The following is a 23647-nucleotide window of genomic DNA, read 5'->3' as shown; positions in this document are numbered from 1 at the left end:
GCACAGTTAAACAATCATTGATTAGTAAATCCCGAACTATTGAGCCATTCGTCGAGAGGGTCGAATATAAACACCAGTACCATTTGGCACAATTTGAGCTAGCTCATTTACTTGGGCATTATACATACGAATGCATCCTTTGGATACGGCTTTTCCAATAGAACTTGGATCATTTGTTCCGTGAATGCCATATGACTTTTTAGACAAGCTTAGCCACATTGTACCAAAAGGCCCCCCGGGGTTTGGTTCCCGGTTAACGATAACAAAGTCTCCAGTAGGCGTTGCGCTCAGCATTTTTCCTGCTGCAATGGGATAGACTTTTTGTATGATATTATTTCTTCGTAATTCAAGCTGTTTTTCAGCAATAAACACGTGGATCGTGTAAGGAATGAGCTCTTTATCGGGGAGGTTTGGAATGATGATTACTTGCCCAGGCTTCAGCGCATGATGGCTTACAAAAGGATTAGCCATCCACAGGTCTTCAACCGGAATCCGGTAGTCACCTGAAACGCTTTGCCAGGTTTCACCGCGCTTTACTATATATCTCATTAACTTCGCTCCTTTGATATATGACTATGCTGTAACAGTATACGATTGAAAAAAGTAAAAGTGACTTTTTAAAGTTATTTTGAAAAAGGTGTTGAAATTACATTGACTTATAAGCATGGACTGATTGATATAGGTTCAAATACAATACGCCTTGTTATTTATGAATACAAAAAAGGCAGAGGGTTTAAGCAAATTGAAAACGTGAAAGTAGCTGCACGGATTCGAAATTATTTAGATAAAGAAGGAGTGTTAACGGCTAAAGGAATACATACCTTGCTTGATACGCTTAAAACGTTTGGAGTTATTACCAAGCATTATCAGCTGCTGCGCGTTACCTGTGTGGCCACAGCTACCATCCGTCAAGCGACTAATGCAAAAGAAGTTCTAGCCCTTGTAAAAAAAGAAACGGGCTTTTCTATTCGACTATTGTCTGAATATGAAGAAGCGTATTACGGCTTTGTTGCAGTTATTCATTCCACTTCGATCGAAGAAGCCATTACAATTGACATTGGCGGGGGAAGTACGGAAGTTACGTATTTTCGCAATCGAGAGTTAGTGCAGTACCACAGCTTTCCATTCGGTGCCTTATCTCTACGTCTGCAGTTCGTCAAAGGCAATATTCCCACTGCAGAAGAAAAAGCGAAAATCCGGGATTTCGTGATCCGGCATTTCCATGCTGTCCCTTGGCTTTTAAATCGTCATGTGCCGATTGTAGCAATTGGAGGAAGTGCAAGAAGTATGGTGCAACTGCATCAAGGTTTTATCCACTATCCTCTCGCGGGGCTGCATCAATATGAAATGAATTTAGCTGATATATTGCATGTGAAATCTGCTATAGGCTCATTGTCTTATCACAATCTTCAAAAGCTAGACCGCTTGTCAAACGATCGTGCAGATACAATTTTGCTAGCGATTGAAGTATTTCAATCAGTATATGAAACAGTGAACGCGACTCGCTTCATCCTAAGCCGCAAAGGCTTGAGAGAAGGGCTGTTATTTAAAGAAGCATCTGATGCTAATATCCAGCCAATGTACCCCGATGTCATACAGCAAAGTTTTCAAGAAATAATGGAAGAGTTTGAAGTAAGTAAAGATTACGTCAAACAGCTTACGCGCACAGCTAGTATGATGTTTCAGCATCTTAGGGAGCAGGGACCGGTTGAGTTAAAAGAGGATGACTTAGCGCTTCTTATAAAAGCTGCGCAAGTGTATGATATAGGAAAGTATATTGATGCAGAATCAAGCAGCCAGCATACGTTTTATGTGCTTGCTAATCGTACAATAGATGGAATTTCACATAGAGAACGTTTAAAGCTGGCACTTGTTTCTTCATATAAAGGGAAGTCTTCTTTTAGGCAATATGTTGCTCCTTTTAAAAAGTGGTTAACAAAAGACGAACAAAAAAAAGTTCAGCTGCTCGGTGCACTTTTAAAAATAGCTGATGGCTTACATGCAACAAAGCGAAATGTTGTTCAACATATTGATGTGAAAAGCGATGAAAACACAGTGACGATTAAACTATTATGTACAAAAACCTTTCTTCCTGAACAATATCAGGCTGAAAAACAGAAAAAGCATCTAGAAAAAGTAGTAAAAAAAAATATTGTTCTTGAATTTACTAAGCTTTAGAATAACGCTGGATCGGTTAGAATATTCAGTATAGCTAACTAGATTAAATTCATTATCCTGGAAGGTGAGGCTAATGTTAGAAAGTAATCGCACTTATAAGCAAACCATACAAGTGGCTGATTCAGCTTATTACAATAATCGTGAATTGAGCTGGCTGGCCTTTAACAAGCGGGTGCTGGAAGAAGCTGTAGATACGAAAAACCCTTTGCTTGAGCGATTTAAATTTCTAGGGATTTTCAGTTCGAATCTGGATGAGTTTTTTATGATTCGGGTAGCGGGGTTAAAAGATCAGGTGAAGGCTGGATTTAACAAACCCGAAAACAAAGCAGGCTTAACTCCTACACAGCAGTTATTCTCTATCTCCAAACAAAACCACGAGCTTGTCAAGCAGCGGTATGATACGTATATTCACACACTTCTTCCCGAATTACAGAAATACGGTGTGGAAATCATTTCGGTTGAAAAGCTGGAGAAATCAAATCTAGATAAGCTTGAACAGTATTTTGACGAGCAAATCTTTCCCGTATTAACTCCTATGGCTATTGATACATACCGGCCGTTTCCTATGTTGATGAATAAAAGCTTGAACTTAGCAGTTGTCCTTTCAGAAAAGTTAAATGATGAGCAGCAAATTGCCGAGATAAAAGGAAGACTAGCCATCGTTCAAGTACCTTCGATGCTAACGCGCTATATTGAAATAGCTACGTCAGATTCTACCCGTCTATTTGTATTGCTAGAGGATGTGATTGCCTATTTTATTAAAAAGTTGTTTAAGGGATACTGCGTTTCTTCCGTTTCTCAATTTCGAATTACCCGCAACGCAGATATGACTATTCACGAAGAAGACGCTCAAGATTTATTAAAAGAGATTGAAGAAGAGTTGCAGAAGCGAAAATGGGGAGCGGCTGTTCGGCTTGAGATTAAGAGTCCATACGATCAGGGTGTACTAGCGTATTTAAAGTCAGTCCTTGAAATTGACGATGAAGATGTGTATGAGATCAAAGAACAGTTGGATTTAACCAGTTTGTTTTCGTTTTATAGATTACTTAAATCTACCCATGAAGAGCTCGCTGAAAAAGCCTTTATTCCTAAGGTTACAACACAGTTACACCCGGATCAAAATGTTTTCGATCAAATGATTCAAAGAGACATTTTGCTTCACCATCCTTATGAATCGTTTAAGCCGGTGCTTGACTTTGTTAACTGTGCAGCAGACGATGAAAATGTGCTTGCTATTAAGCAAACGTTATATAGGGTAAGTGGAGATTCTCCCGTTATTAAAGCATTAAAACGAGCGGCTGCAAAAGGTAAACAAGTGACGGTACTAGTTGAACTAAAAGCAAGGTTTGATGAAGAGAATAATGTGCAATGGGCTAAAGAGTTAGAGCGGGCAGGATGCCACGTGATATATGGAATGACGCATTTAAAAACGCATGGTAAAATTACGCTCGTGGTGAGAAGAGAAGGAGAGCATATTAAGCGATTTGTTCATCTTGGTACTGGGAATTACAACGATGCGACGGCAAAGATCTATACGGATATAAGTCTTTTTACTGTCAACCAAAACATCGGGATAGATGCGGCCAATTTTTTTAATTACTTAAGTGGCTATACGCAAAAACCAGTATATCATCATTTATCCGTTGCACCATTTGATATAAGAAACGATTTTTTGCATCTCATTGATCAGGAAATACAGTATCACAGACGGTATGGCAATGGAAGAATCATTGGGAAAATGAACTCATTGACAGATAAAATTTTAATTATGAAGCTATATGAAGCTTCTATAGCGGGTGTGACAATCGAACTCATTGTTAGAGGAGCGTGCTGCTTGCGCCCTCAAATTCAAGGCGTTAGCGAGAATATAAGAGTAAGAAGCATTGTGGGACGATTTTTAGAACATAGCCGAATTTATTATTTTCATCATAATAAACAGGAAAAGTTTTTCTTTTCATCTGCAGATATGATGACAAGAAATATGGTGAAACGAGTAGAAATTTTATTTCCTGTCTTGGATACACATTTGAAAAAAAAAGTGTGGAAGTGGCTTGAAGTTATGCTTGCTGATAATGTAAAAGCACGAGAACAAGATCAAGAAGGGAATTATCATTACGTCATAAAAAAAGAACATGAGCTCTCTATCAATAGTCAAGAGATCTTTTGTCAATATGCTCTTTGCGACGATCAAGAATAATACAAAAAAAGCCGAGTGCTCGGCTTTTTAGTCATGTTATTATCTAGGAATGGGACCACCAGGACCGTATCCAGGTCCGTAGTATGTGTTATAAACAGGAGCACCGCCTCCATAACCGGCACCAGGGTAGCCTCCTCCAGAAAATCCAACGCCTCCAAAGCCGGCACCAGGGTAGCCTCCTCCAGGAAATCCACCGCCGTAAAACGGAACGGGATAAGGATAAGGTGGTGGACAGCACCCAGGTCTGCCTCCAAAGCCGCCAACAGCTAGTCCGCCAAGCAGCCCACCAGCTAAGCCAGCAACAAAAGGAAATCCAAAAAAGCGCTCGTCACCATTTGGAATATTACGATATCCTGTATAGGGATATTGATAGTACATAATTTAACCTCCTTGTCAGTTGTCTTTGTAGTGTATGGCTGAACGGAAGTTTTTGAGCCTGGTTTATTTCTTTAAGACTAGAATTAGGCGGTCATGATCAGCTAAAAAAAGACAAAAAAACATAAAAACGCCCTGTAAGGGCGTTTTTATGTTGATTGCAAGGTGAAAAGCGTAATTTCAGGCGTAGCTAAAAAACGAAAAGGAATGCGCGTGGTTCCTAAGCCTCTATTCACATAAAGCTTCATTTTAGAATCTCCAACTTCGTACATTCCTTCAGGGTAAACCGTCCCAAAGGGCGGTGTAATCAAAGGACCGTAAAAAGGAATTTGAATTTGGCCTCCATGACTGTGGCCGGAGAGCTGAAGATCCACTGGAAAAGGAGCTGCTTTGACAGCAACGTCAGGTTCATGAATCATAGCAATAGAAAAGATATCCGGCTGTAATTGTCCTAGCGTTCCCTCATATTGTGGATTCCCAAGCATAATATCATCGAGTCCACAAATATGAATGTAGCTTTTATCGGGCATGGAAACCGTGTCAACTTCATTTACTAGAAGTCTAAATCCTGCGTCTTCAATGGCTTGTTTGTAGATATTTGTTCCATACCCTCCATGATCATGGTTTCCATATATTGCGTATTTTCCAAGAGGAGCCTGAAGCCTCTGTAAAATCGGGGGAATTCTTTCTGGATGCGGGTATTCATTAGGTACATCCATTAAATCTCCAGTAAATAATATAATAGTAGGCTTCAAATTATTTATGGTTACCATAAGCTGTTCAAGTTGTAATAAATCATAAGAGAGTCCAAGGTGAATATCACTAAATTGTAAAATTTTTATTCCGTTAAAGCTTTTCGGAATGTTTTTAGAAGTAATTGTATGACGAACAATTTGCAGACGTCTAGGCTCAATATATTTGGCATATGTATACCCAAAAGACGTGGTGAGCAAAGACCCTAACGAAATAGACGCTAGTCCTTTCAAAAAAGATCGTCTTGTATACGTCTTTTTCATGCAAAATCAACCTATTCCTTATAGTTTTCAAGTTTTCATTATAGCATTGTTTTTTTTATCATCACAACGAGAAGTCTGCTTTTAAGTTAAATAGATAAAAGTTTCACTTTATTCAGAAAAAATAGTAAAATAATAGTTGTAAAACACTTATGTTTTGGGGAGGAAGATAAATTGAAGAACAAGGTCGTAATTGTTACTGGCGGTTCAAGTGGAATGGGAAAACATATGGCGAAGCGATTTGCAGAACAAGGTGCTCATGTGGTAATCACAGGTAGGTCAGCCGATCGATTACAAGAGACAGAAAAGGAAATTAAAACGTTTGATGGACAGGTACTTTCCGTGGTGATGGATGTACGCAATCCAGAAGATGTGGAACGAATGGTTCAAGAAACAGACAAGGCATTTGGACAAATTGATTTTTTAGTTAATAATGCTGCAGGGAATTTTATATGTGCAGCTGAAGACTTATCCGTTAACGGATGGAACAGCGTAATTAATATTGTATTAAATGGTACATTTTATTGCAGTTCCGCAGTAGGGAAATATTGGATCGATAAAGGTACAAAAGGAGCCATTACAAACATTGTGGCTACATATGCGTGGAACGCAGGAGCAGGTGTTATTCATTCAGCTTGTGCCAAGTCAGGAGTTTTAACCATGACGCGCACGCTCGCAGTAGAGTGGGGAAAGAAATACGGTATACGGGTGAATGCGATTGCGCCGGGGCCGATCGAGCGAACAGGAGGAGCCGATAAGTTATTTGAGTCAGAAAAAATGAAAGCGCGTACATTGAATTCTGTACCATTAGGACGCCTTGGAACTCCTGAGGAAATAGCAGGATTAGCTAGTTTCTTATTCTCCGATGAAGCATCTTATATCAATGGGGAATGCATCACAATGGACGGGGGACAGTGGCTAAATCAGCATCCTTTTTAAGGTTGGATACGCACTAAAAAGTACAAAGCAAACCTAGAAGGACTAGCAAAATTATGCTATTCGTATTATACTAACGTAAAGTGAACAAGGAGAGGGGAGAGTTGAGTGGACCCGTTAGATGTATTAACAAACATAGAGAAAACTCTTCCGTATTATCAAGCAATTTTTAGTGCAGATGGACACAGAGTAATTGGCTATGAAGTGTTGGCGAGGTTTCAAAATGAAGGGGAAATTGAAAGTCTCGGCCCATTCTTTCATGATGATGCGATTCCGGATGAATATCGCATAGAAGTTGATTATGCTGTTTTAACACAAGCGCTCGAGCATATGTTGACCCAGGAAGAACAATTTTTAATTTTTATTAATCAGAACCCTAATTTATTAATGAACGATCATGGAGAATCCTTGCTAGAATTATTGCAACTTTTCGAAAATAAAGGATTATCGCTTGATCGAATTGTTCTCGAAATTACAGAACACAATTTTAGTGGAGATTTGGAATCGCTTCAACACTTACTAAAGTATTATCAAACATATGGTATTAAGATTGCAATTGATAATATAGGAAAAGAAAGTAGTAATCTAGACAGAATTGGGTTGCTGTCACCAGATATCTTAAAAGTAGATTTACATATTCTAAGACAAACGGACATGGCGCAGTCGTATCAAGACGTATTGTATTCTTTATCTCTTTTAGCAAGAAAAATGGGTGCTACGCTTCTATATGAAGATATAGAAGCCTCCTATCAGCTGCAGTATGCATGGAGAAACGGAGGCAGATATTTTCAAGGTTATTATTTGCATAAGCCGGCTGCTGAACTTGTCGATCCGAACATCTTAAAGGATAAACTAAAGGAACGTTTCGAAATGTATATCGCTCATGAAAAGAAAAAGCTGCTTGCTGTTTACCAGCTGACGGAACGCTTTCAAGATAAAATGCAGCAGGTAATGACAAAGTGCAGAAAGCTAGAAACGTATGACGATATGCTGCCTGTTATTGCAGAAGAACTATCCAACGTGTGTTTTCGCCTTTACATCTGCGATGAAAATGGATTTCAAAAGTCTTCTAACTATGTAAAGAAAAACGAGGATTGGATTCTTGAGCCTGAATATGTAAAGAAAAATTGGAGCTGGCGCCCATATTTTCTTGAGAATATTATTCGAATGAGCTATGAAAAAAAAGGCATATTATCAGATTTGTATAATGATATTGAAACAGGTGAGAATATCCGGACTTTTTCGTATCCGATTGATAATATGCACTATATATTCCTTGATATTTCATATTCTTTTTTATATGAAAGAGACGTTTTGTAGAGAATATATAAGTTGAAGTTAAACCGGCAATCAGCAAAAGTGGTTGCCGGTTTTTTATGTTTTTTTAGAGGGGAACGACAGTCGGTTATAGAGATATGCATAGGCAGGGGAAATTTCGGAATTCTAATAAAAAAGAAGCGAAGGAGCTGAGTTAATTTGAAGAAAATATGCTTACTTGTCTTTTTGATGATGATCTTGTACTCAGGAAAATCTGTTCATGCAGAAGTGTCAGGAGAGATTAGGCATGAAATCTTTATAAATTTGCAGGACGCTTATCAGGCTCAGCTAAGAGCTGCGTCTGCCCATGCTAATCAAGATGCTGCTCGTGAGCTGAAATTATTTTTAGATGATGAGTATGCATCCGTATTTTTTAATGAGGCTCTCTTACAAAAAGCTCAAGGATATGTCGGAGAGGGACCTGAATATTTAACACACTACATCCCTTTCTTTTCTTTCGATGAACAGACGAAGGTAGCTCTTCATTCCGACCAAAACAAAGCTTATGTCTATCAATTTTTTCCGGCTGTGCATAATGAACGAGTAAAATACCAAGATCATTATGAAATGATCACTTTAGTAAAAAAACAGGGGAAATGGAAGGTGCAAAAGCTTATATATAGTAAGAAACACTCAAAATAGCCGAGAAAAGCTTATTTTGAGTGTTTCTGTTACCCAATGTTCAGAAGCTTCTCAAGCGCTTGAAGGTCAAACCCTCTGATAATTTCCTGATCAACACGAATAGTCGGAGTGGAATAAGACTCTAACTCAGTAGTCATTCGTTTTCGAGCAGAAGCATCTTTAGATACGTCAAATTCTTTATAGGAAACGTGGTGATGCTGTAAAAACTGTTTAACAATTTCGCAAGGTGGGCAAGCTGGTTGTGTGTACAGCTCTATAGATCTCAATGAAAGCACCTCCCTATATCAAAATGAATGGTGTTAAAGTAGAATGAAGTTTTGGATGATACATAGTATATCGCTATGTTATTATAATAAAAAACGACATATATCGCTATAATAAGGCATTTTCTTATGAAAAATCACGTAAAGTACTTGTGTTTTTTTAGTATGTGGCATATAGTGAAATGGTGTCTTTTAAGTATTAGTTTAGATAAAGTACTTATTTGAATTGATATTGTAGAAAAGTCGAATGCGTAATGATGTAATAGGTGAAAGGAGAGATTATATGTCACAATTACAAGGTATTTTAACTCGTCTTGTGAATCTCCGTGAGCAAGCAAGTGGAAGTGAAGCGCCACAACGCTTCTTCGAAGTAGAGGGAAAAAGAATTTGCAGCGTGAAATATCATGCAAAAACTGAAACATACGAACTTGAAGTATATCAAGATGGTGAAAAGCCAGCTGTTTATCAATTTGATAACGTTGATATGATTGCAATTGAAATTTTTGAACTTATTCATTAAGGGATAAAGCAAAACGAATGCCGCAAAGGATTTTATACTTTGCGGCATTTTTTTGTTACTGCGTATGGAGTTTTTGCGGTGGCTTCTGTCCTATTTTCCCGAGAAATACCGACAAAGTGATAGCGGATTTTCTGATAAATGGAAGGAAAGGGTCGAATGCTGTAAAAAAAGCAAAATAAAAAATTCAGATAATTATGAACTTTCGTTGACACTTGTTTTAAAAAAATCTAGACTTAACATATAAGGGAGAACATCGAGTGTGTCTGCTTCTATTCCCTCTTAAAGGTTCGCATTTACGTAAGCAAGCTATTTTCATTTTGTAGCTTGTTCTTTTTCTCTTTACACACGTGGAAGTTATGAGAAATGGAAGGAGAATGTATAAATGATTGATATTGATCACAATCAGTTAAATCAAATTGAACTTCGAGATTTGCTTGTCACTTCTGATAAAGTTGCTCATGTTCAAGTGGGAAATAATTTAGAACATGCTTTGCTTGTGTTAACAAAGACTGGCTATACGTCCATTCCCGTATTAAATCCAAGGTTTCAGCTGCAGGGGTTCGTGAGCATGACGCTTATTTTAGATTCGATTTTAGGGTTAAAGCGCATTGAATTTGAACGATTAGAAACCATGAAAGTAGAAGAAGTTATGAATCAAAATGTTCCTCGTGTCTCCATGAAAAAATCCGTATTAAAAGTCATAAATGCCATGATTAACCATCCTTTTTTGTGCGTAGAGAATGAAGATGGTATTTTTGAAGGGATTTTAACGCGAAGAAATTTGTTAAAGTCATTAAGAAGGCAGTCCATCATTCTCCCGAAAGAGTCATTTCAATAATTTTTTTAAGAAATCGTGTTTCAGCCTATCTTTCTCCGTTTTTTTCTTATATGATAAAGGTAAAATGAAAGTAAAAAGAGGCTTGAAAGGAATAACTGAATGCAATTAATAGAATGTCGAATGCTCGTTGTATTAGCTCAAGAATTAAATATGAGAAAAGCTGCAGAGAGATTATTTGTATCGCAACCAGCTTTATCACAGAGGCTGCAAACCATTGAAAAAGCATGGGATACACAAATCTTCATTCGTTCGCAAAAAGGACTGTCATTAACGCCTGCTGGAGAAAAGATTGTTCAATTTGCAAAAGAAGTAGTAGAAAAAGAAGATCGGGTTCGCGAGGACTTGCATCATTTAGATAATGAAGTATATGGTACACTCAAATTAGCGGTGGCTTCGATTATTGGACAGCACTGGCTGCCGGCGGTGTTAAAACGCTATATGGATCGTTACCCACATGCTAAAATCTCTCTTGTAACCGGCTGGAGCAGTGAAATGCTTCGCTATCTGTACGAAGATGAGGTACATATTGGAATCATACGCGGAAATCCGGATTGGAAAGGCGTCAAAGAACATTTGTTTACAGATCCTCTTTACCTAGTTGATTCAGAAATTGAAAGGGCAGCGGAAGTAGTAAATACTCATCGACCATTTATTCAATTTAAAAGTGACTCAACGTATTATCAAGAAATTTTAGAATGGTGGCATCGAGAGTTTCATACTACACCGAAGCGTACGATTGTAGTGGATCAGATTGAGACGTGTAAACAAATGGCTTTAAATGGTCTTGGTTTCGCTATTTTACCATCGATTGCTATCAAAGAAGCTGGAAGCCATATTCATCGGACGCCGCTTCTAAAAGCAAATGGCGAGCCAATTACACGAGACACTTCTTTAGTTGGATATGAATCAGCGTTTAAACTGAAGCAAGTTCGAGCATTTGTTGATATTGTACGTGAATACGTAAGAGAAACGGTCTAAAGCGAGCTCAGGTGCTCGCTTTTTTTATTTGCAATCGTTATCTTTTTATTAAAACGATAATGATGCTTGTCATTGTGAAAGCATTTTGTTACATTAAATGAGACATTGCTTACTTAGGAGGAATACATAATGAAAATGATGGATGCTAATGAGATTATCTCATTTATTCAAAACAGTACAAAATCAACACCGGTAAAAGTTTACGTAAAAGGTGAAGTAGAAGGAATTGACTTTGGTTCATCTTCTAAAACATTTGTAACGGGCAACACAGGTGTAGTATTTGGTGAATGGAAAGACATCAAAGCTGCTATTGAAGCAAACGAAGGAAAAATTGAAGACTACGTAATTGAAAACGATCGCCGCAACTCTGCGATTCCTTTATTAGATATGAAAGGAATTAAAGCCCGTATTGAGCCGGGCGCTATTATTCGCGATCAAGTTGAAATCGGCGACAACGCTGTTATTATGATGGGTGCATCGATTAACATCGGTTCTGTAATCGGTGAAGGAACAATGATCGACATGAACGTAGTACTTGGTGGTCGTGCAACAGTAGGTAAAAATTGTCATATCGGCGCAGGTTCTGTATTAGCTGGTGTTATTGAGCCACCTTCTGCAAAACCAGTTGTAGTAGAAGATGATGTAGTAATCGGTGCTAATGCTGTTGTTCTTGAAGGGGTAACAGTAGGTAAAGGTGCCGTAGTTGCTGCAGGTGCAATTGTGGTCGAAGATGTAGCTCCTTACACAGTAGTAGCAGGTACGCCAGCACGCGTTATTAAAGAAATTGACGAAAAAACAAAGTCTAAAACAGAAATCAAGCAAGAATTGCGTCAATTAAACGAAGAATAAGAAAAACGATCAGTTTGCGCTTTTTCTTTGCTGAATTAATAGGTTTTAGCGATTGGGATACTGAATCCTTAAACGTATCATATGGACAAGTTGGAAGCGTGGGCAACCACGCTTTCTTCTTTATTTCGTGAGGAGGACATACACATGGCTGAAAATGAATTTGTGAAAATAAGAAGAGAGCTACATAAAATTCCTGAATTAGGGTTTCAAGAGGTGAAAACACAGCGTTTTTTGCTTGATTATATTAACACTCTTCCGCAAGAGCGCTTAGAAGTAAAGACGTGGAAAACGGGACTCTTTGTTAAAGTACATGGTACAAACCCAACTAAAACAATAGGCTACCGAGCAGATATTGACGGTCTTCCTATCACGGAAGAAACGAATTATTCTTTTCAATCACAGCATGAAGGACTCATGCATGCCTGCGGACATGATATGCATATGGCCATTGGGCTAGGCGTACTGACTTACTTTGCTCAGCATGAAATCAAAGATAACGTACTGTTCATCTTTCAGCCTGCAGAAGAAGGTCCAGGAGGAGCACAGCCAATGCTCCAAAGCGATATCATGAAAGAATGGCTTCCAGATTTCATCTTTGCCCTTCACGTAGCTCCTGAATATCCGGTTGGGTCGATTGCGCTGAAGGAAGGGTTACTATTTGCTAACACGTCTGAGCTATTTATTGATTTAAAAGGAAAAGGCGGTCATGCTGCTTATCCACATACAACAAATGATATGGTAGTCGCTGCATGTCAGCTCGTTTCACAGCTTCAAACGATTGTTGCTCGCAACGTTGATCCGCTAGACAGCGCTGTAATTACAGTAGGAAAAATTCAAGGGGGGACGGTTCAAAATATTATTGCGGAGCGAGCTCGCATAGAAGGAACCATTCGCACGCTATCTCCTGAATCAATGAAGCGTGTTAAAGAACGAATTGAAGCGATTGTTAAAGGAGTAGAAGTAGGGTATCAGTGTGAAACAGCCATTGATTATGGATGTATGTATCATCAAGTATATAATCACCATGAAGTCACGCGAGAGTTTATGGAGTTTGCCAAAGCGCAAACGGACGTGGATGTTATTGAGTGCAAAGAAGCAATGACAGGAGAAGATTTTGGCTATATGCTAAAAGATATTCCTGGATTTATGTTTTGGCTTGGCGTTCAGTCTGAATATGGGCTTCATCATGCAAAGCTGCAGCCTCATGAAGGCGCAATAGATACTGCGATTTCACTCATTACAAAATATTTTGAACATAAAGGCAATCAATAAATCGTATAATCATTTTTCCTTATGGCTAAATTAATAGCATGAGGAGGTGGGCAACGATGGCACGAATTGGTGTAGAATACGGTTTAACAGATGTACAGGCTGCACTTCAGCAGCTCGGACATGAAGTGGTACAATTACGCAACGAAAGTGATGCACAAGGGTGCGATTGCTGTGTTGTAACAGGACAGGATTCAAACGTAATGGGGATTTCTGATGCAGTAACGCAAGGCTCAGTTATTACAGCTAGCGGATTAACGGCAGAAGAAATTTGTCAGCAAGTAGGCAACAAGGTACAAGGATAAAAGAAAGCCGAAGGAACAAATCCTTCGGCTATTTTTTATGCATGCTGAGGCTGCTTGGCATCTTCAGGCTGCTTTTTATCAATATTTACTTGATGAGGGAACGGAATATCAATACCGTTTGCGTCAAATGCTTCTTTAAACTCTTTGCGAAGCTGACGTTCAACCCCCCACTGCTCACCGTTTTTAGCTTTGCCAACTACACGAAGCACAACGTCCGACGCGCCTAGACCTTGAACTCCTATTACGCTTGGTCCTTCTACAATGTTTTCATTTGTTGCAGCAACGCGCTCGCATACTTTTTCTAGTACGGAAATTGCTTTGTCAATATCATCATCATACGAAATGCCAATATCAATCAACGCGCGCATATTGCCTCGGGAATGATTGCTTAAGCTTGTAATTTCACGGTTAGGCACATAGTGTAAAGTTCCATCAAACCCGCGAATTTGAGTAGTGCGAAGACCTACTGATTCGACAATTCCTGAAAAACTTCCGGTTGTTACATAGTCGTCAACATCAAGCTGTTTTTCAAGAAGTAAAAAGAAACCTGTTACAATGTCGCTAACCAGTCCTTGAGCACCGAACCCGATTGCTAGACCCACAACTCCGGCACCAGCTAATAAAGCTGTCGCATGGATATTTACTGCTTCAAGCAGCATGACGACAAAAATAAAAATAAGTACATATGAAAACACATTAACGGTTAAACTTTTGAGTGTGAGCATACGTCCGCGCGTAGCGTTTTCGCGCTCACTCATTCTTTCAAAGGAACGTTCAATAACTTTTTTACCAATTGCTCGTACAAGTAAAAAGACGATAGTAATGGCAATAAGTTTTAACACAATAACTCCAGCATTGGTAAGAAGCTGTTCCCAGTTGATGTCTTGCATCTTAAACATTCGTTGTTCATCCTTCCTATGTTCTGTTTCAATATTACTAAGTGGGAATTTATTCTGTGGAAAAGATTTTGTAAGAGTATGAGCACATTTGTTTATTCCCGATATTAGACATGCTAAACTGAGAAGGTAAATAAATGCAACCCTTTTATAGCATTTTTTTGCTAAAGTCAGGGTTTAATTTGCCCTCAAGGCGGGCATAACAACTATGTTACCATTATAAGGTGTTGTTTAAATTCATTCTTAATTAATATTGACTAAAAAAACAATATCCATTATAATGAAAACCGTTATAACAGTACATAAGTGAGAATGTTTTATACATTTTCTCATTTAATAATTATTTGGAGGGATCATGTATGCCAGAACGTATGGTAGGTAAACAAGCTCCACGCTTTGAAATGGAAGCTGTATTATCAAACAAAGAATTCGGTAAAGTTAGCTTAGAAGAAAATATTAAAAATGACAAATGGACAGTATTATTCTTCTATCCAATGGACTTTACATTTGTATGTCCAACAGAAATCACTGCACTTTCTGACCGTTATGATGAGTTTGAAGATCTTGACGCAGAAGTAATCGGTGTTTCTACAGACACAATCCATACACACTTAGCTTGGATCAACACTGATCGTAAAGATAATGGTTTAGGTGATCTTAAATATCCATTAGCAGCTGATACAAATCACGTTGTTTCTCGTGAGTACGGCGTTTTAATTGAAGAAGAAGGTGTAGCACTTCGCGGTTTATTCATCATCAGCCCAGAAGGCGAATTACAATATTCAGTTGTAAACCACAACAATATTGGCCGTGACGTTGATGAAACTTTACGTGTTCTTCAAGCGTTACAAACTGGCGGACTTTGCCCAGCTAACTGGAAACCAGGTCAAGCTACTTTAAACGCGTAAGCACAACGTTTAAAAGGTCTAACGTCCACGTTAGGCCTTTTTTTCATCGGATAATAAAGAACATTTAGTTAATAATAGTGAAAATAAGGGAGGCTTTTATTCATGAAATTACGTCAGCCAATGCCTGAGTTAACGGGCGCTACAGAATGGTTAAACGGAGAGGTTACAAAAGAGCAGCTAATTGGCGAAAAGCCAACGCTTATTCATTTTTGGTCAGTAAGCTGTCATCTATGTAAAGAAGCAATGCCTCAAGTAAATGAATTTCGCGACCAATACAAAGAACAACTAAACGTAGTAGCCGTTCATATGCCGCGCTCTGAAGATGATTTAGACTTAACAAAAATTAAAGAAGTAGCAGCAGAACACGATATTACGCAGCCAATTTTTGTAGACAGTGAACATAAATTAACGGATGCATTTGAAAATCAATATGTACCGGCATATTATGTATTTGACAAAACAGGTCAGCTACGCCACTTCCAAGCTGGTGGAAGCGGTATGAAAATGCTTGAAAAGCGCGTGAATCGTGTATTAGGCGAGAACGAATAAATACAGGCAGTTGTAACAGGTGAAAAGCATTCGATGCTTAGTAGAACTTGCATCGAATGTTTTTCTTTTTTGTGTGTAGGAAGTAACTGATAAAGGAAATATAAAAATGTGGATTTTTTCTTGTGAGTTTACACCATACTAACACTAACAACATGATACGAAACTTACTATTGGAGGTAATTTACATATGAAATTAGGTATGATTGGCTTAGGGAAAATGGGAGCAAACTTAGTATTGAATTTACTAGATCATAACCATTCTGTGGTAGCATTCGATGTGAACAACGAAGCCGTACAGAAAGTATCAGAAAAGGGAGCAGAAGGCGCTTCTTCCATTCAAGAATTAGTAAGCAAATTAGAAAAACCACGCATTGCTTGGGTAATGGTTCCAGCCGGAGAGCTCACAGAAAAAGTAATTTCTGAGCTTCAAGAATTACTTGAAGAAGGAGATATGATTATCGAAGGCGGTAATTCTAAGTATAAAGATTCCGTACGACGTGCTGCAGCTTCTGCTGAAAAAGGAATTCACTACTTCGATGTTGGAACGAGCGGCGGAATGGAAGGTGCCCGAAACGGCGCTTGTATGATGATTGGCGGAGATAAAGAAGCATTTGCTACAATCGAACCTATTTTCCGCGACATCAACGTAGAAAACGGCTATCTCTATTCAGGTGCAGCAGGAAGCGGTCACTTCTTGAAAATGGTTCATAACGGAATTGAGTACGGCATGATGCAAGCAATTGCTGAAGGTTTTGATGTGTTAGAGAAAAGTGAATTTGACTATGACTACGAAGCTGTAGCCCGCGTATGGAACAATGGCTCTGTTATTCGCTCATGGTTAATCGAATTAATGGAACGTGCATTTTCAAAAGACGCAAAACTTGACAGTATTAAAGGAGTTATGCATTCTTCCGGTGAAGGGAAATGGACGGTTGAATCAGCTTTAGATTTACAAGTGCCAACGCCAGTTATTGCTTTATCTTTAATGATGCGCTATCGCTCACTTGAAGATGATACGTTTACAGGTAAAGTAGTAGCGGCTCTTCGCAATGAGTTCGGTGGACATGCAGTAGAAAAACAATAAAAAAAGAAGCGGGGACAAAAGTATTTTAGTCCAAGTGAAAAACGAACCACTAATCAACGTATTGATTGGTGGTTCGTTTTTTTGTTATAGTGAATAGGTTTCGTCTATTTAGGTCTCTCTAGAAGTTAATTGGAGGGCAAGACGAAGACTCCTGCGGGAAAAGCGGAACAGATGAGACCCCACAGGAGCGCAAGCGACGAGGAGGCTCAGCGCCCGCCCGCGGAAAGCGAAGTCTTGCACGGAAATCAACTGCGGTATCACAAGCAGTTCAACTCATGTATTCCATTTGTTCTTCTTTAGATTGGATTCATTTAGCTATATCCCGACCTCTTTTTTATGACTATTTACCTTTTTTTGAAAAAATATCTAAAAATTATGGTAATTTATTTCGGGAACCGATATATTTAAATATGTGTGCCACATCTTAGCTAAGGGAAAGGACGGGGTATATGGGAACGTTTAAAAAACTAAAAGATTTTTATTTGCCGTACCGAATGTACTTTTTTTATTCTGCTATTTGCTTGTTATTTGTAACCTCCATCACTGTGATTTACCCTATTGTGCTGCAATATACGATTGATCATATCGTGTTAGGAAAACAATATCAGCTAGTCGATAATGTAGCATTTATTTTTATTGGACTGATGATCATCAAAGGAATCTTTACATATATTCAGCAATATTACGGCGACTTATTTGGAATTAAGTCCGTGTATACTCTTCGCAATAAACTTTACCGCAAACTTCAGTATTTACCGTTTTCTTATTATGACAATGCTAAAACAGGGGACTTGATGTCCAGGTTGACAGCTGATGTAGAAGGATTTCGTTTTTTTCTATCTTTTGGCTTCTCAGAATTAATTCGCTTCGTCATTTTACTTACTGCCAGCTTTTCCGTTATGTTCTATTACTCTATTTCACTCACTCTTGTCACAATCTGCCTGCTGCCTTTTTTGGGGGTAGCTGTTTATCGTTTTGATAAACGCGTTCATCCAGCGTTTCGCTTAATTCGCCAATCGTTTGGAGAACTTAATACAAATGTTCAAGAAAATATAAGCGGCATACAGACGGTCAAATCATTATCAAGAGAAAAATTTCAAACCTCTAAATTTAACGATTCCAACGGAGTTTATAAAAATCGAAACATTGAAACAGCGAATGTGTGGGCAACTTATTTCCCCTTAATGGAGTTTATAGGGAATTTATCTATTGTTGGTCTCCTTGCTTACGGAGGAGCGCTTGTTATGAACGGAAGCGTACGTCCTGGAGAGCTTGTTGCTTTCTTTAGCTTAACCTCTTATTTAATGTGGCCTATTATGAATCTAGGGTTTGTTATCAATATGTTTTCACAGTCTAAAGCTTCAGGTGAAAGGCTGCTAGAAATTTTAGAAGAAGAAGAAAAAGTCCATGAGCATGCCGGAAGTTTCTCTATTAATGGAACGGTCGAGTTTCAGCATGTTAGCTTATCCTATCCAAACGAGGATAAAAAATCGCTTGAGAACATATCGTTTTCTGCTTCTAAAGGGAAAGTAGTAGGTTTAATCGGTGCAACTGGAGCCGGCAAAACAAGCTTAACACAGCTGCTCACGAGGTTTTATGAACCGACTTCAGGACAGATCTTAGTTAACCATCGTCCGATTAAAGAGTATCCGCTCTCTGTTCTTCGGAAAGAAATTAGCTTTGTACTTCAAGAAACGTTTTTGTTCTCAAGCAGCATAGGAACCAACATCTCTTATGGCGTGCCGGGTATTTCTAGAGAAGACATTATTGATGCTGCAAAACGAGCGCAGGCGCATGATTTTATTATGGAGCTTCCAGATGGATATGATACGATGCTGGGAGAGAGAGGACTGGGGTTATCAGGCGGGCAAAAGCAGCGTATTGCGATTGCACGAGCGCTTATCTTAAATCCTAGTATTCTAGTATTAGATGATGCCACCAGTGCCGTTGATATGAAAACAGAAAGAGAAATTCAATTGGCTTTAAAAGAAGTGATGAAAAATCGTACGACGTTTATTATCGCGCACCGCCTTTCTTCTTTGCGACATGCCGATGAAATCTTGGTCTTACATGAAGGTCGTATAAAAGAGAGAGGAAGCCACGAAACGCTCATTCAAAAGCAAGGGATTTATAAAAACATTTACGACATTCAATATGAAAGCAGTACGTCGGTGATGAACGTATAACAGGGGAGGAATAGAATGGCAGGCGAAAAAAATAAAGTTGTGCGAGAGCGCTTTTATTATCAAACAGATCAAATCATTGATAAGACGTTTAACTGGAAGCAAATGGCCCGCTTGTTTCGTTATCTTCATCCATATCGAAAAAACTTGCTTCCTTTCTCGTTTCTTATGGTCATTATCACGACGGTCATTAGACTCGCTATTCCTATTTTGATAGGTGTCTATACGCTTGATCATGCTGTAAAAGATAAGAATAGCACGCTGCTCATGCAGTTAGTTTTCATCATTTTTAGCTTGTATATCCTATCTTATATTGCGAATGTCTTTCGGATTAAATGGATGAATCAACTCGGGCAGCACGTGATATATGATTTAAGAAAACATTTATTTACGCATGTTCAAGGGCTGTCGCACCGGTTTTTTGATACGCGTTCAGGAGGCTCTATTCTTGTAAGGATTATGAATGATATTAACTCTCTTCAAGATTTATTTACGAACGGGGTAGTTAACCTATTTATGGACCTCTTATTGTTAGTGGGAATTGTGGTTATATTATTTTCTCTCAGTCCTGCTTTGACATGTGCTGTTTTAGTCATTTTACCGATTATGTTTTTGATTTCTACAAAGCTGAGAAGAAGAATCCGCCGGTCATGGCAAGTTGTTCGTATGAAGCAGTCAGTATTAAATTCACATTTAAATGAGAGTATTCAAGGCATTCGCGTTACTCAATCATTTGCTCAAGAACAAGAAAATATGCTGTTTTTTGATCGCATAAACAGTGAAAATTACGAGAGCTGGAGGCAAGCTACTCGAAAAAATGCCATGTTTCGACCGTTTGTAGAACTCACAAATGCTGTCGGAACGGCCATTTTAATTTGGTTCGGTGCTGCACTTATTCAAGATGAGCGGCTAACAATTGGTATTTTTGTATCATTTGCTTTTTATCTCGGGATGTTTTGGGAACCGATTTCTCGTTTAGGGCAAGTGTACAATCAATTATTAATGGGAATGGCTTCATCCGAGCGCATTTTTGAATTTCTAGATGAAAAACCTCTCGTCGCAGATTTGGAAACCGCTACGTCTTTAGAGAATATGAAGGGGAAAGTTGAGTTCAAGCACGTCTCATTTTCTTATGATGGGAAGCGTAAAGCTCTAAACAACGTATCAATTGAAATAAAAGAAGGACAGACGGTTGCTTTAGTGGGGCATACTGGATCTGGAAAAACGTCCATTGCTAATTTAATCACACGTTTTTATGATGTGAACAAAGGGCAGATTTTAATTGATAATATGCCTATTCAAGATATTACGTTAGCGAGTTTACGAGCACAAATTAGTATTGTGCTGCAAGAAACCTTTATTTTTTCAGGAACCATCACGGAGAATATTCGGTTTGGAAAACCGGATGCTACCGATGATGAAGTGATTAAGGCCGCAGAAGCGGTAGGGGCTGCAGATTTTATAAAGCGTCTGAAAAAAGGCTATGATACGGAAGTAGAAGAGCGAGGAAACGTTTTATCGGTGGGAGAGCGTCAATTGATTTCATTTGCTCGAACGCTGTTGGCTGATCCTCGTATTATTATTTTAGATGAAGCGACAGCAAGCATCGATACAGAAACAGAAGTGAAGATTCAACAAGCGCTTAAAACGCTGTTAAATAACAGAACGGCCATCATGATTGCTCATCGGCTATCGACTATACGAGAAGCAGATAACATCATTGTGTTAGACCACGGAAGCATTATTGAAACAGGCAATCACGGGGAACTTATGCAGCAAAAAGGCGTATATTATTACCTTGTTCAAACCCATGCTACAGCTTAAAAAACAGAAGGAGCTGATCCTTCTGTTTTTCTATGAGAAATAGTAAAGACATATAAGCGTTGTTAACGGGAAAATGAGGTTGATACAAAAGAATTGTGGTAAAATAACGGTAGTTCAGATTTTTTCCTGTACATAATGGAGGAATTCAAATGAAAAAAGAATTTGCAGTCATCGGATTAGGTAGATTTGGTGGAAGTATTTGTAAAACATTAAGCGATCAAGGAATGGAAGTTCTGGCGATTGACATTGATGAAGAAAAGGTAAATGAGTATGCTAACGTTGCTTCGCATGCAGTAGTAGGCGATTCAATGGATGAAGGGGTTCTAAAAAGTTTAGGAATTCGTAATTTTGATCACGTTATCGTAGCTATTGGCGACAATATTCAGGCAAGTATTTTGACGACCCTTATACTAAAAGAGCTGGGGGTTGAAAAAATAACGGTAAAAGCGCAAAATGATTATCATGCCAAAGTATTATCAAAAATTGGCGCCAATTTTATCGTGCATCCCGAACGAGATATGGGACGAAGAATTGCCAATAACATGATTTCAAACAGCGTGCTGGATTATTTGGAGCTATCTGAAGAACACAGCATTGTCGAATTAGTAGCAAGCAAAAGAATGGCTGGCAATACGCTGATTGAGTTAGACATTCGTGCGAAATATGGTATTAACATTGTAGCCATTAAGCGTGATCGAGATATCATCGTTTCTCCTCAGGCGTCCGAAACGATACAAGAAGGAGACGTGTTGATTGTTATTGGAGCAGACGCAGATATCAACCGCTTCGAAAATAAATTTGCCAGTTCCTAATAAAAAAGAGCAGATGCAATTGCATCTGCTCTTTTTCTTTTATTAAACCTCCATAATGATTGGTAAAATCATTGGACGGCGCTTTGTTTTTTCGTAAAGGAATGGAGCCAATGTGTCTGTGATTTCATTTTTAATCTCAGACCATTGTGACGTACGACGTTCCATCACTTTGTTCAAGTGTTTTGTAATGAGGGACTGTGCATCATTAATTAAGTCGCCAGATTCGCGCATATAAACAAAACCACGAGAGATAATGTCTGGACCAGCAGCGATCTTGAAGTCTTTCATATTGATGCTTACAACGACAATAACAAGTCCTTCTTCAGATAAAATACGGCGGTCACGAAGTACGATATTTCCAATGTCACCAATTCCGCTTCCGTCAATATATACAGAGCCTGAAGGGATTTTGCCGGCTACTGAAGCTTCACTGTCGCTTAAAGCTAGCACCTCTCCATTATCCATAATGAAGCAGTTTTCTTCAGGAACTCCACAGTCTGTTGCAAGTTTGATGTGCATCTTCTGCATGCGATACTCACCGTGAATTGGCATAAAGTATTTTGGTTTCATCAAACGAAGCATTAATTTTTGCTCTTCCTGTCCGCCGTGTCCAGAAGTATGGATATCGTTTAGAGCACCGTGAATAACCTCTGCTCCTGCACGGAATAGCATATCAATTGTTTTGCTAACACTTACTGTATTTCCTGGAATAGGTGAAGATGAGAACACAACCGTATCTCCAGGGATAATTTGAATTTGGCGGTGAGTACCGTTTGCAATTCTAGATAGCGCTGCCATCGGTTCACCTTGGCTGCCTGTACATAAAATAGTCACGCGGTTAGCTGGAATTCGGTTAATTTGAGAAGGCTCAATGAACGTATCTTTCGGACATGAAATATATCCAAGCTGTTGGCCAATCTCAATAGCTGCTTCCATACTGCGTCCGAATACAGCAACTTTGCGGTTATGCAATACGGCTGCTTCCACTACTTGCTGTAAGCGGTGAATATTTGAAGCAAACGTTGCAAAAATAATACGGCCGTCTACTTTACGGAAAATGTCATGAATGCTGTCACCTACGCGGCGCTCAGACATCGTAAAGTTAGGAATTTCACTGTTTGTACTGTCTGAAAGCAAGCATAGAACGCCTTCTTTACCGATTTCAGCCATTTTTGTTAAGTTAGCCGGTTCGCCCACTGGTGTAAAATCAAACTTGAAATCTCCTGTATGTACGATTTGTCCGTTTGGTGTTTTTACCACAATTCCGTAAGAATCAGGAATACTGTGAGTTGTACGGAAGAACGTTACCGATGTTTTACGGAATTTAATTACGTCATCTTCAGTAATTTCATGAAGCTGAGCTGTACGAAGCAACCCGTGCTCGTCTAATTTGTTGCGAAGAAGTCCAAGGGCTAATTTTCCTGCATAAATAGGAATGTTTAATTCTCTTAATAAGTAAGGAATTCCGCCAATGTGATCTTCATGACCATGTGTAACGAAAAGACCACGGATTTTATCTGCATTTTTTACCAAATAACTGTAGTCAGGAATAACGTAGTCAATTCCTAAAAGCTCATCTTCAGGGAATTTAATTCCTGCATCAATAAGAATAATTTCATCTTGAAACTGTACGGCATACGTATTTTTACCAATTTCGCCTAGTCCACCCAGGGCGAAAACTGCCGTTTGATTATTTTTTACAAATTTCATT

Annotated in this window: 23 protein-coding genes; 17 read left to right on the top strand and 6 right to left on the bottom strand. The window is 38.8% G+C overall.

The window, feature by feature from the left end:
* Window positions 1–36 precede the first annotated feature (36 nt).
* Window positions 37–549 (bottom strand): L,D-transpeptidase family protein, encoded by a 513-nt coding sequence (locus ACRPLQ_RS12755; protein WP_028414122.1) that lies wholly within the window; start codon window positions 547–549, stop codon window positions 37–39.
* A 102-nt stretch (window positions 550–651) separates the two neighbouring features.
* Here ACRPLQ_RS12755 and ACRPLQ_RS12750 point away from each other — a divergent pair, with 102 nt between their 5' ends.
* Together ACRPLQ_RS12750 and ACRPLQ_RS12745 are read left to right on the top strand one after the other, a co-directional pair.
* Window positions 652–2178 carry a Ppx/GppA family phosphatase gene (locus tag ACRPLQ_RS12750; RefSeq protein WP_165635678.1) on the top strand — a complete coding sequence of 509 codons (1527 nt, stop codon included), beginning with the start codon at window positions 652–654 and terminating at the stop codon, window positions 2176–2178.
* Between the two features lie 73 nt (window positions 2179–2251).
* Window positions 2252–4375: an RNA degradosome polyphosphate kinase gene (locus tag ACRPLQ_RS12745; RefSeq protein WP_165635679.1), complete on the top strand. Its 2124-nt coding sequence runs from the start codon at window positions 2252–2254 to the stop codon at window positions 4373–4375.
* A gap of 39 nt (window positions 4376–4414) precedes the next feature.
* Here the strand turns inward: ACRPLQ_RS12745 and ACRPLQ_RS12740 are convergent, their stop codons facing one another.
* Entirely contained in the window at window positions 4415–4753 is a 339-nt protein-coding gene (locus tag ACRPLQ_RS12740) for a hypothetical protein (RefSeq protein WP_014461015.1), read from the bottom strand.
* A 146-nt stretch (window positions 4754–4899) separates the two neighbouring features.
* Complete coding sequence (locus tag ACRPLQ_RS12735; protein WP_013082275.1) at window positions 4900–5766, bottom strand: metallophosphoesterase; 867 nt, start codon at window positions 5764–5766, stop codon at window positions 4900–4902.
* Window positions 5767–5937: 171 nt separating this feature from the next.
* On the opposite strand from ACRPLQ_RS12735, the gene fadH reads away from it, so the two are divergent.
* The 3 genes from fadH (at window position 5938) to ACRPLQ_RS12720 (ending at window position 8658) form a co-directional block, all read left to right on the top strand.
* On the top strand, window positions 5938–6702 hold the full coding sequence (gene fadH, locus ACRPLQ_RS12730) for a 2,4-dienoyl-CoA reductase (protein ID WP_028414119.1): 765 nt from the start codon (window positions 5938–5940) through the stop codon (window positions 6700–6702).
* A 105-nt stretch (window positions 6703–6807) separates the two neighbouring features.
* Complete coding sequence (locus ACRPLQ_RS12725) at window positions 6808–8019, top strand: EAL domain-containing protein (protein WP_013056032.1); 1212 nt, start codon at window positions 6808–6810, stop codon at window positions 8017–8019.
* 156 nt (window positions 8020–8175) lie between these two features.
* A complete protein-coding gene (locus ACRPLQ_RS12720; RefSeq protein WP_033578404.1) occupies window positions 8176–8658 on the top strand; it encodes a DUF3993 domain-containing protein in 483 nt (160 codons plus the stop codon).
* 29 nt (window positions 8659–8687) lie between these two features.
* On the opposite strand, the gene ACRPLQ_RS12715 is transcribed toward ACRPLQ_RS12720, so the two are convergent.
* Window positions 8688–8924 (bottom strand): glutaredoxin domain-containing protein, encoded by a 237-nt coding sequence (locus ACRPLQ_RS12715; protein ID WP_013056034.1) that lies wholly within the window; start codon window positions 8922–8924, stop codon window positions 8688–8690.
* 280 nt (window positions 8925–9204) lie between these two features.
* Here ACRPLQ_RS12715 and ACRPLQ_RS12710 point away from each other — a divergent pair, with 280 nt between their 5' ends.
* From ACRPLQ_RS12710 to ACRPLQ_RS12685, 6 genes are all read left to right on the top strand, one after another.
* On the top strand, window positions 9205–9441 hold the full coding sequence (locus ACRPLQ_RS12710) for a YkuJ family protein (protein WP_013056035.1): 237 nt from the start codon (window positions 9205–9207) through the stop codon (window positions 9439–9441).
* 382 nt (window positions 9442–9823) lie between these two features.
* Entirely contained in the window at window positions 9824–10279 is a 456-nt protein-coding gene (gene cbpB / locus ACRPLQ_RS12705) for a cyclic-di-AMP-binding protein CbpB (protein WP_013056036.1), read from the top strand.
* A gap of 99 nt (window positions 10280–10378) precedes the next feature.
* Window positions 10379–11257: a LysR family transcriptional regulator gene (locus tag ACRPLQ_RS12700; RefSeq protein ID WP_013056037.1), complete on the top strand. Its 879-nt coding sequence runs from the start codon at window positions 10379–10381 to the stop codon at window positions 11255–11257.
* A 129-nt stretch (window positions 11258–11386) separates the two neighbouring features.
* A complete protein-coding gene (dapD, locus tag ACRPLQ_RS12695; protein WP_098112880.1) occupies window positions 11387–12106 on the top strand; it encodes a 2,3,4,5-tetrahydropyridine-2,6-dicarboxylate N-acetyltransferase in 720 nt (239 codons plus the stop codon).
* 144 nt (window positions 12107–12250) lie between these two features.
* Window positions 12251–13378 carry an N-acetyldiaminopimelate deacetylase gene (locus ACRPLQ_RS12690; protein ID WP_165635680.1) on the top strand — a complete coding sequence of 376 codons (1128 nt, stop codon included), beginning with the start codon at window positions 12251–12253 and terminating at the stop codon, window positions 13376–13378.
* Between the two features lie 56 nt (window positions 13379–13434).
* Window positions 13435–13680: a YkuS family protein gene (locus tag ACRPLQ_RS12685; RefSeq protein ID WP_013056040.1), complete on the top strand. Its 246-nt coding sequence runs from the start codon at window positions 13435–13437 to the stop codon at window positions 13678–13680.
* A 35-nt stretch (window positions 13681–13715) separates the two neighbouring features.
* On the opposite strand, the gene ACRPLQ_RS12680 is transcribed toward ACRPLQ_RS12685, so the two are convergent.
* The gene (locus tag ACRPLQ_RS12680; RefSeq protein ID WP_071276184.1) at window positions 13716–14579 is read right to left on the bottom strand and encodes a mechanosensitive ion channel family protein; all 864 of its coding nucleotides are present in this window, start codon (window positions 14577–14579) and stop codon (window positions 13716–13718) included.
* Window positions 14580–14935: 356 nt separating this feature from the next.
* Between ACRPLQ_RS12680 and ACRPLQ_RS12675 the strand changes: the two genes are divergently transcribed.
* From ACRPLQ_RS12675 to ACRPLQ_RS12650, 6 genes are all read left to right on the top strand, one after another.
* Window positions 14936–15484, top strand: a complete 549-nt coding sequence (locus ACRPLQ_RS12675; RefSeq protein WP_014461006.1) for a peroxiredoxin — start codon at window positions 14936–14938, stop codon at window positions 15482–15484.
* 102 nt (window positions 15485–15586) lie between these two features.
* Complete coding sequence (locus tag ACRPLQ_RS12670; RefSeq protein ID WP_028414116.1) at window positions 15587–16033, top strand: TlpA family protein disulfide reductase; 447 nt, start codon at window positions 15587–15589, stop codon at window positions 16031–16033.
* A gap of 187 nt (window positions 16034–16220) precedes the next feature.
* Window positions 16221–17117 carry a phosphogluconate dehydrogenase (NAD(+)-dependent, decarboxylating) gene (gene gnd / locus ACRPLQ_RS12665; RefSeq protein WP_025749395.1) on the top strand — a complete coding sequence of 299 codons (897 nt, stop codon included), beginning with the start codon at window positions 16221–16223 and terminating at the stop codon, window positions 17115–17117.
* Between the two features lie 449 nt (window positions 17118–17566).
* Window positions 17567–19303 (top strand): ABC transporter ATP-binding protein, encoded by a 1737-nt coding sequence (locus ACRPLQ_RS12660; protein WP_033578405.1) that lies wholly within the window; start codon window positions 17567–17569, stop codon window positions 19301–19303.
* A 15-nt stretch (window positions 19304–19318) separates the two neighbouring features.
* Window positions 19319–21124: an ABC transporter ATP-binding protein gene (locus ACRPLQ_RS12655; RefSeq protein WP_028414114.1), complete on the top strand. Its 1806-nt coding sequence runs from the start codon at window positions 19319–19321 to the stop codon at window positions 21122–21124.
* A gap of 149 nt (window positions 21125–21273) precedes the next feature.
* The gene (locus tag ACRPLQ_RS12650; protein ID WP_028414113.1) at window positions 21274–21936 is read left to right on the top strand and encodes a potassium channel family protein; all 663 of its coding nucleotides are present in this window, start codon (window positions 21274–21276) and stop codon (window positions 21934–21936) included.
* A 42-nt stretch (window positions 21937–21978) separates the two neighbouring features.
* On the opposite strand, the gene rnjA is transcribed toward ACRPLQ_RS12650, so the two are convergent.
* Entirely contained in the window at window positions 21979–23646 is a 1668-nt protein-coding gene (gene rnjA / locus ACRPLQ_RS12645; protein WP_013056048.1) for a ribonuclease J1, read from the bottom strand.
* Between the last annotated feature and the right edge of the window lies 1 nt (window position 23647).

It is taken from the genome of Priestia sp. TRN 1309 (assembly GCF_050846875.1).
GTDB lineage: Bacteria > Bacillota > Bacilli > Bacillales > Bacillaceae_H > Priestia > Priestia zanthoxyli.
This window is presented reverse-complemented; position numbering and strand designations above follow the sequence as displayed.

What these genes read in the sequence shown, in the direction of transcription:
- ACRPLQ_RS12755 (WP_028414122.1), bottom strand. Translation starts at nt 549, where the DNA reads ATGAGATATATAGTAAAGCGCGGTGAAACCTGGCAAAGCGTTTCAGGT.
- ACRPLQ_RS12745 (WP_165635679.1), top strand. Translation starts at nt 2,252, where the DNA reads ATGTTAGAAAGTAATCGCACTTATAAGCAAACCATACAAGTGGCTGAT.
- ACRPLQ_RS12740 (WP_014461015.1), bottom strand. Translation starts at nt 4,753, where the DNA reads ATGTACTATCAATATCCCTATACAGGATATCGTAATATTCCAAATGGT.
- ACRPLQ_RS12735 (WP_013082275.1), bottom strand. Translation starts at nt 5,766, where the DNA reads ATGAAAAAGACGTATACAAGACGATCTTTTTTGAAAGGACTAGCGTCT.
- ACRPLQ_RS12710 (WP_013056035.1), top strand. Translation starts at nt 9,205, where the DNA reads ATGTCACAATTACAAGGTATTTTAACTCGTCTTGTGAATCTCCGTGAG.
- cbpB (WP_013056036.1), top strand. Translation starts at nt 9,824, where the DNA reads ATGATTGATATTGATCACAATCAGTTAAATCAAATTGAACTTCGAGAT.
- ACRPLQ_RS12700 (WP_013056037.1), top strand. Translation starts at nt 10,379, where the DNA reads ATGCAATTAATAGAATGTCGAATGCTCGTTGTATTAGCTCAAGAATTA.
- dapD (WP_098112880.1), top strand. Translation starts at nt 11,387, where the DNA reads ATGAAAATGATGGATGCTAATGAGATTATCTCATTTATTCAAAACAGT.
- ACRPLQ_RS12690 (WP_165635680.1), top strand. Translation starts at nt 12,251, where the DNA reads ATGGCTGAAAATGAATTTGTGAAAATAAGAAGAGAGCTACATAAAATT.
- ACRPLQ_RS12685 (WP_013056040.1), top strand. Translation starts at nt 13,435, where the DNA reads ATGGCACGAATTGGTGTAGAATACGGTTTAACAGATGTACAGGCTGCA.
- ACRPLQ_RS12680 (WP_071276184.1), bottom strand. Translation starts at nt 14,579, where the DNA reads ATGTTTAAGATGCAAGACATCAACTGGGAACAGCTTCTTACCAATGCT.
- ACRPLQ_RS12675 (WP_014461006.1), top strand. Translation starts at nt 14,936, where the DNA reads ATGCCAGAACGTATGGTAGGTAAACAAGCTCCACGCTTTGAAATGGAA.
- ACRPLQ_RS12670 (WP_028414116.1), top strand. Translation starts at nt 15,587, where the DNA reads ATGAAATTACGTCAGCCAATGCCTGAGTTAACGGGCGCTACAGAATGG.
- gnd (WP_025749395.1), top strand. Translation starts at nt 16,221, where the DNA reads ATGAAATTAGGTATGATTGGCTTAGGGAAAATGGGAGCAAACTTAGTA.
- ACRPLQ_RS12660 (WP_033578405.1), top strand. Translation starts at nt 17,567, where the DNA reads ATGGGAACGTTTAAAAAACTAAAAGATTTTTATTTGCCGTACCGAATG.
- ACRPLQ_RS12655 (WP_028414114.1), top strand. Translation starts at nt 19,319, where the DNA reads ATGGCAGGCGAAAAAAATAAAGTTGTGCGAGAGCGCTTTTATTATCAA.
- ACRPLQ_RS12650 (WP_028414113.1), top strand. Translation starts at nt 21,274, where the DNA reads ATGAAAAAAGAATTTGCAGTCATCGGATTAGGTAGATTTGGTGGAAGT.
- rnjA (WP_013056048.1), bottom strand. Translation starts at nt 23,646, where the DNA reads ATGAAATTTGTAAAAAATAATCAAACGGCAGTTTTCGCCCTGGGTGGA.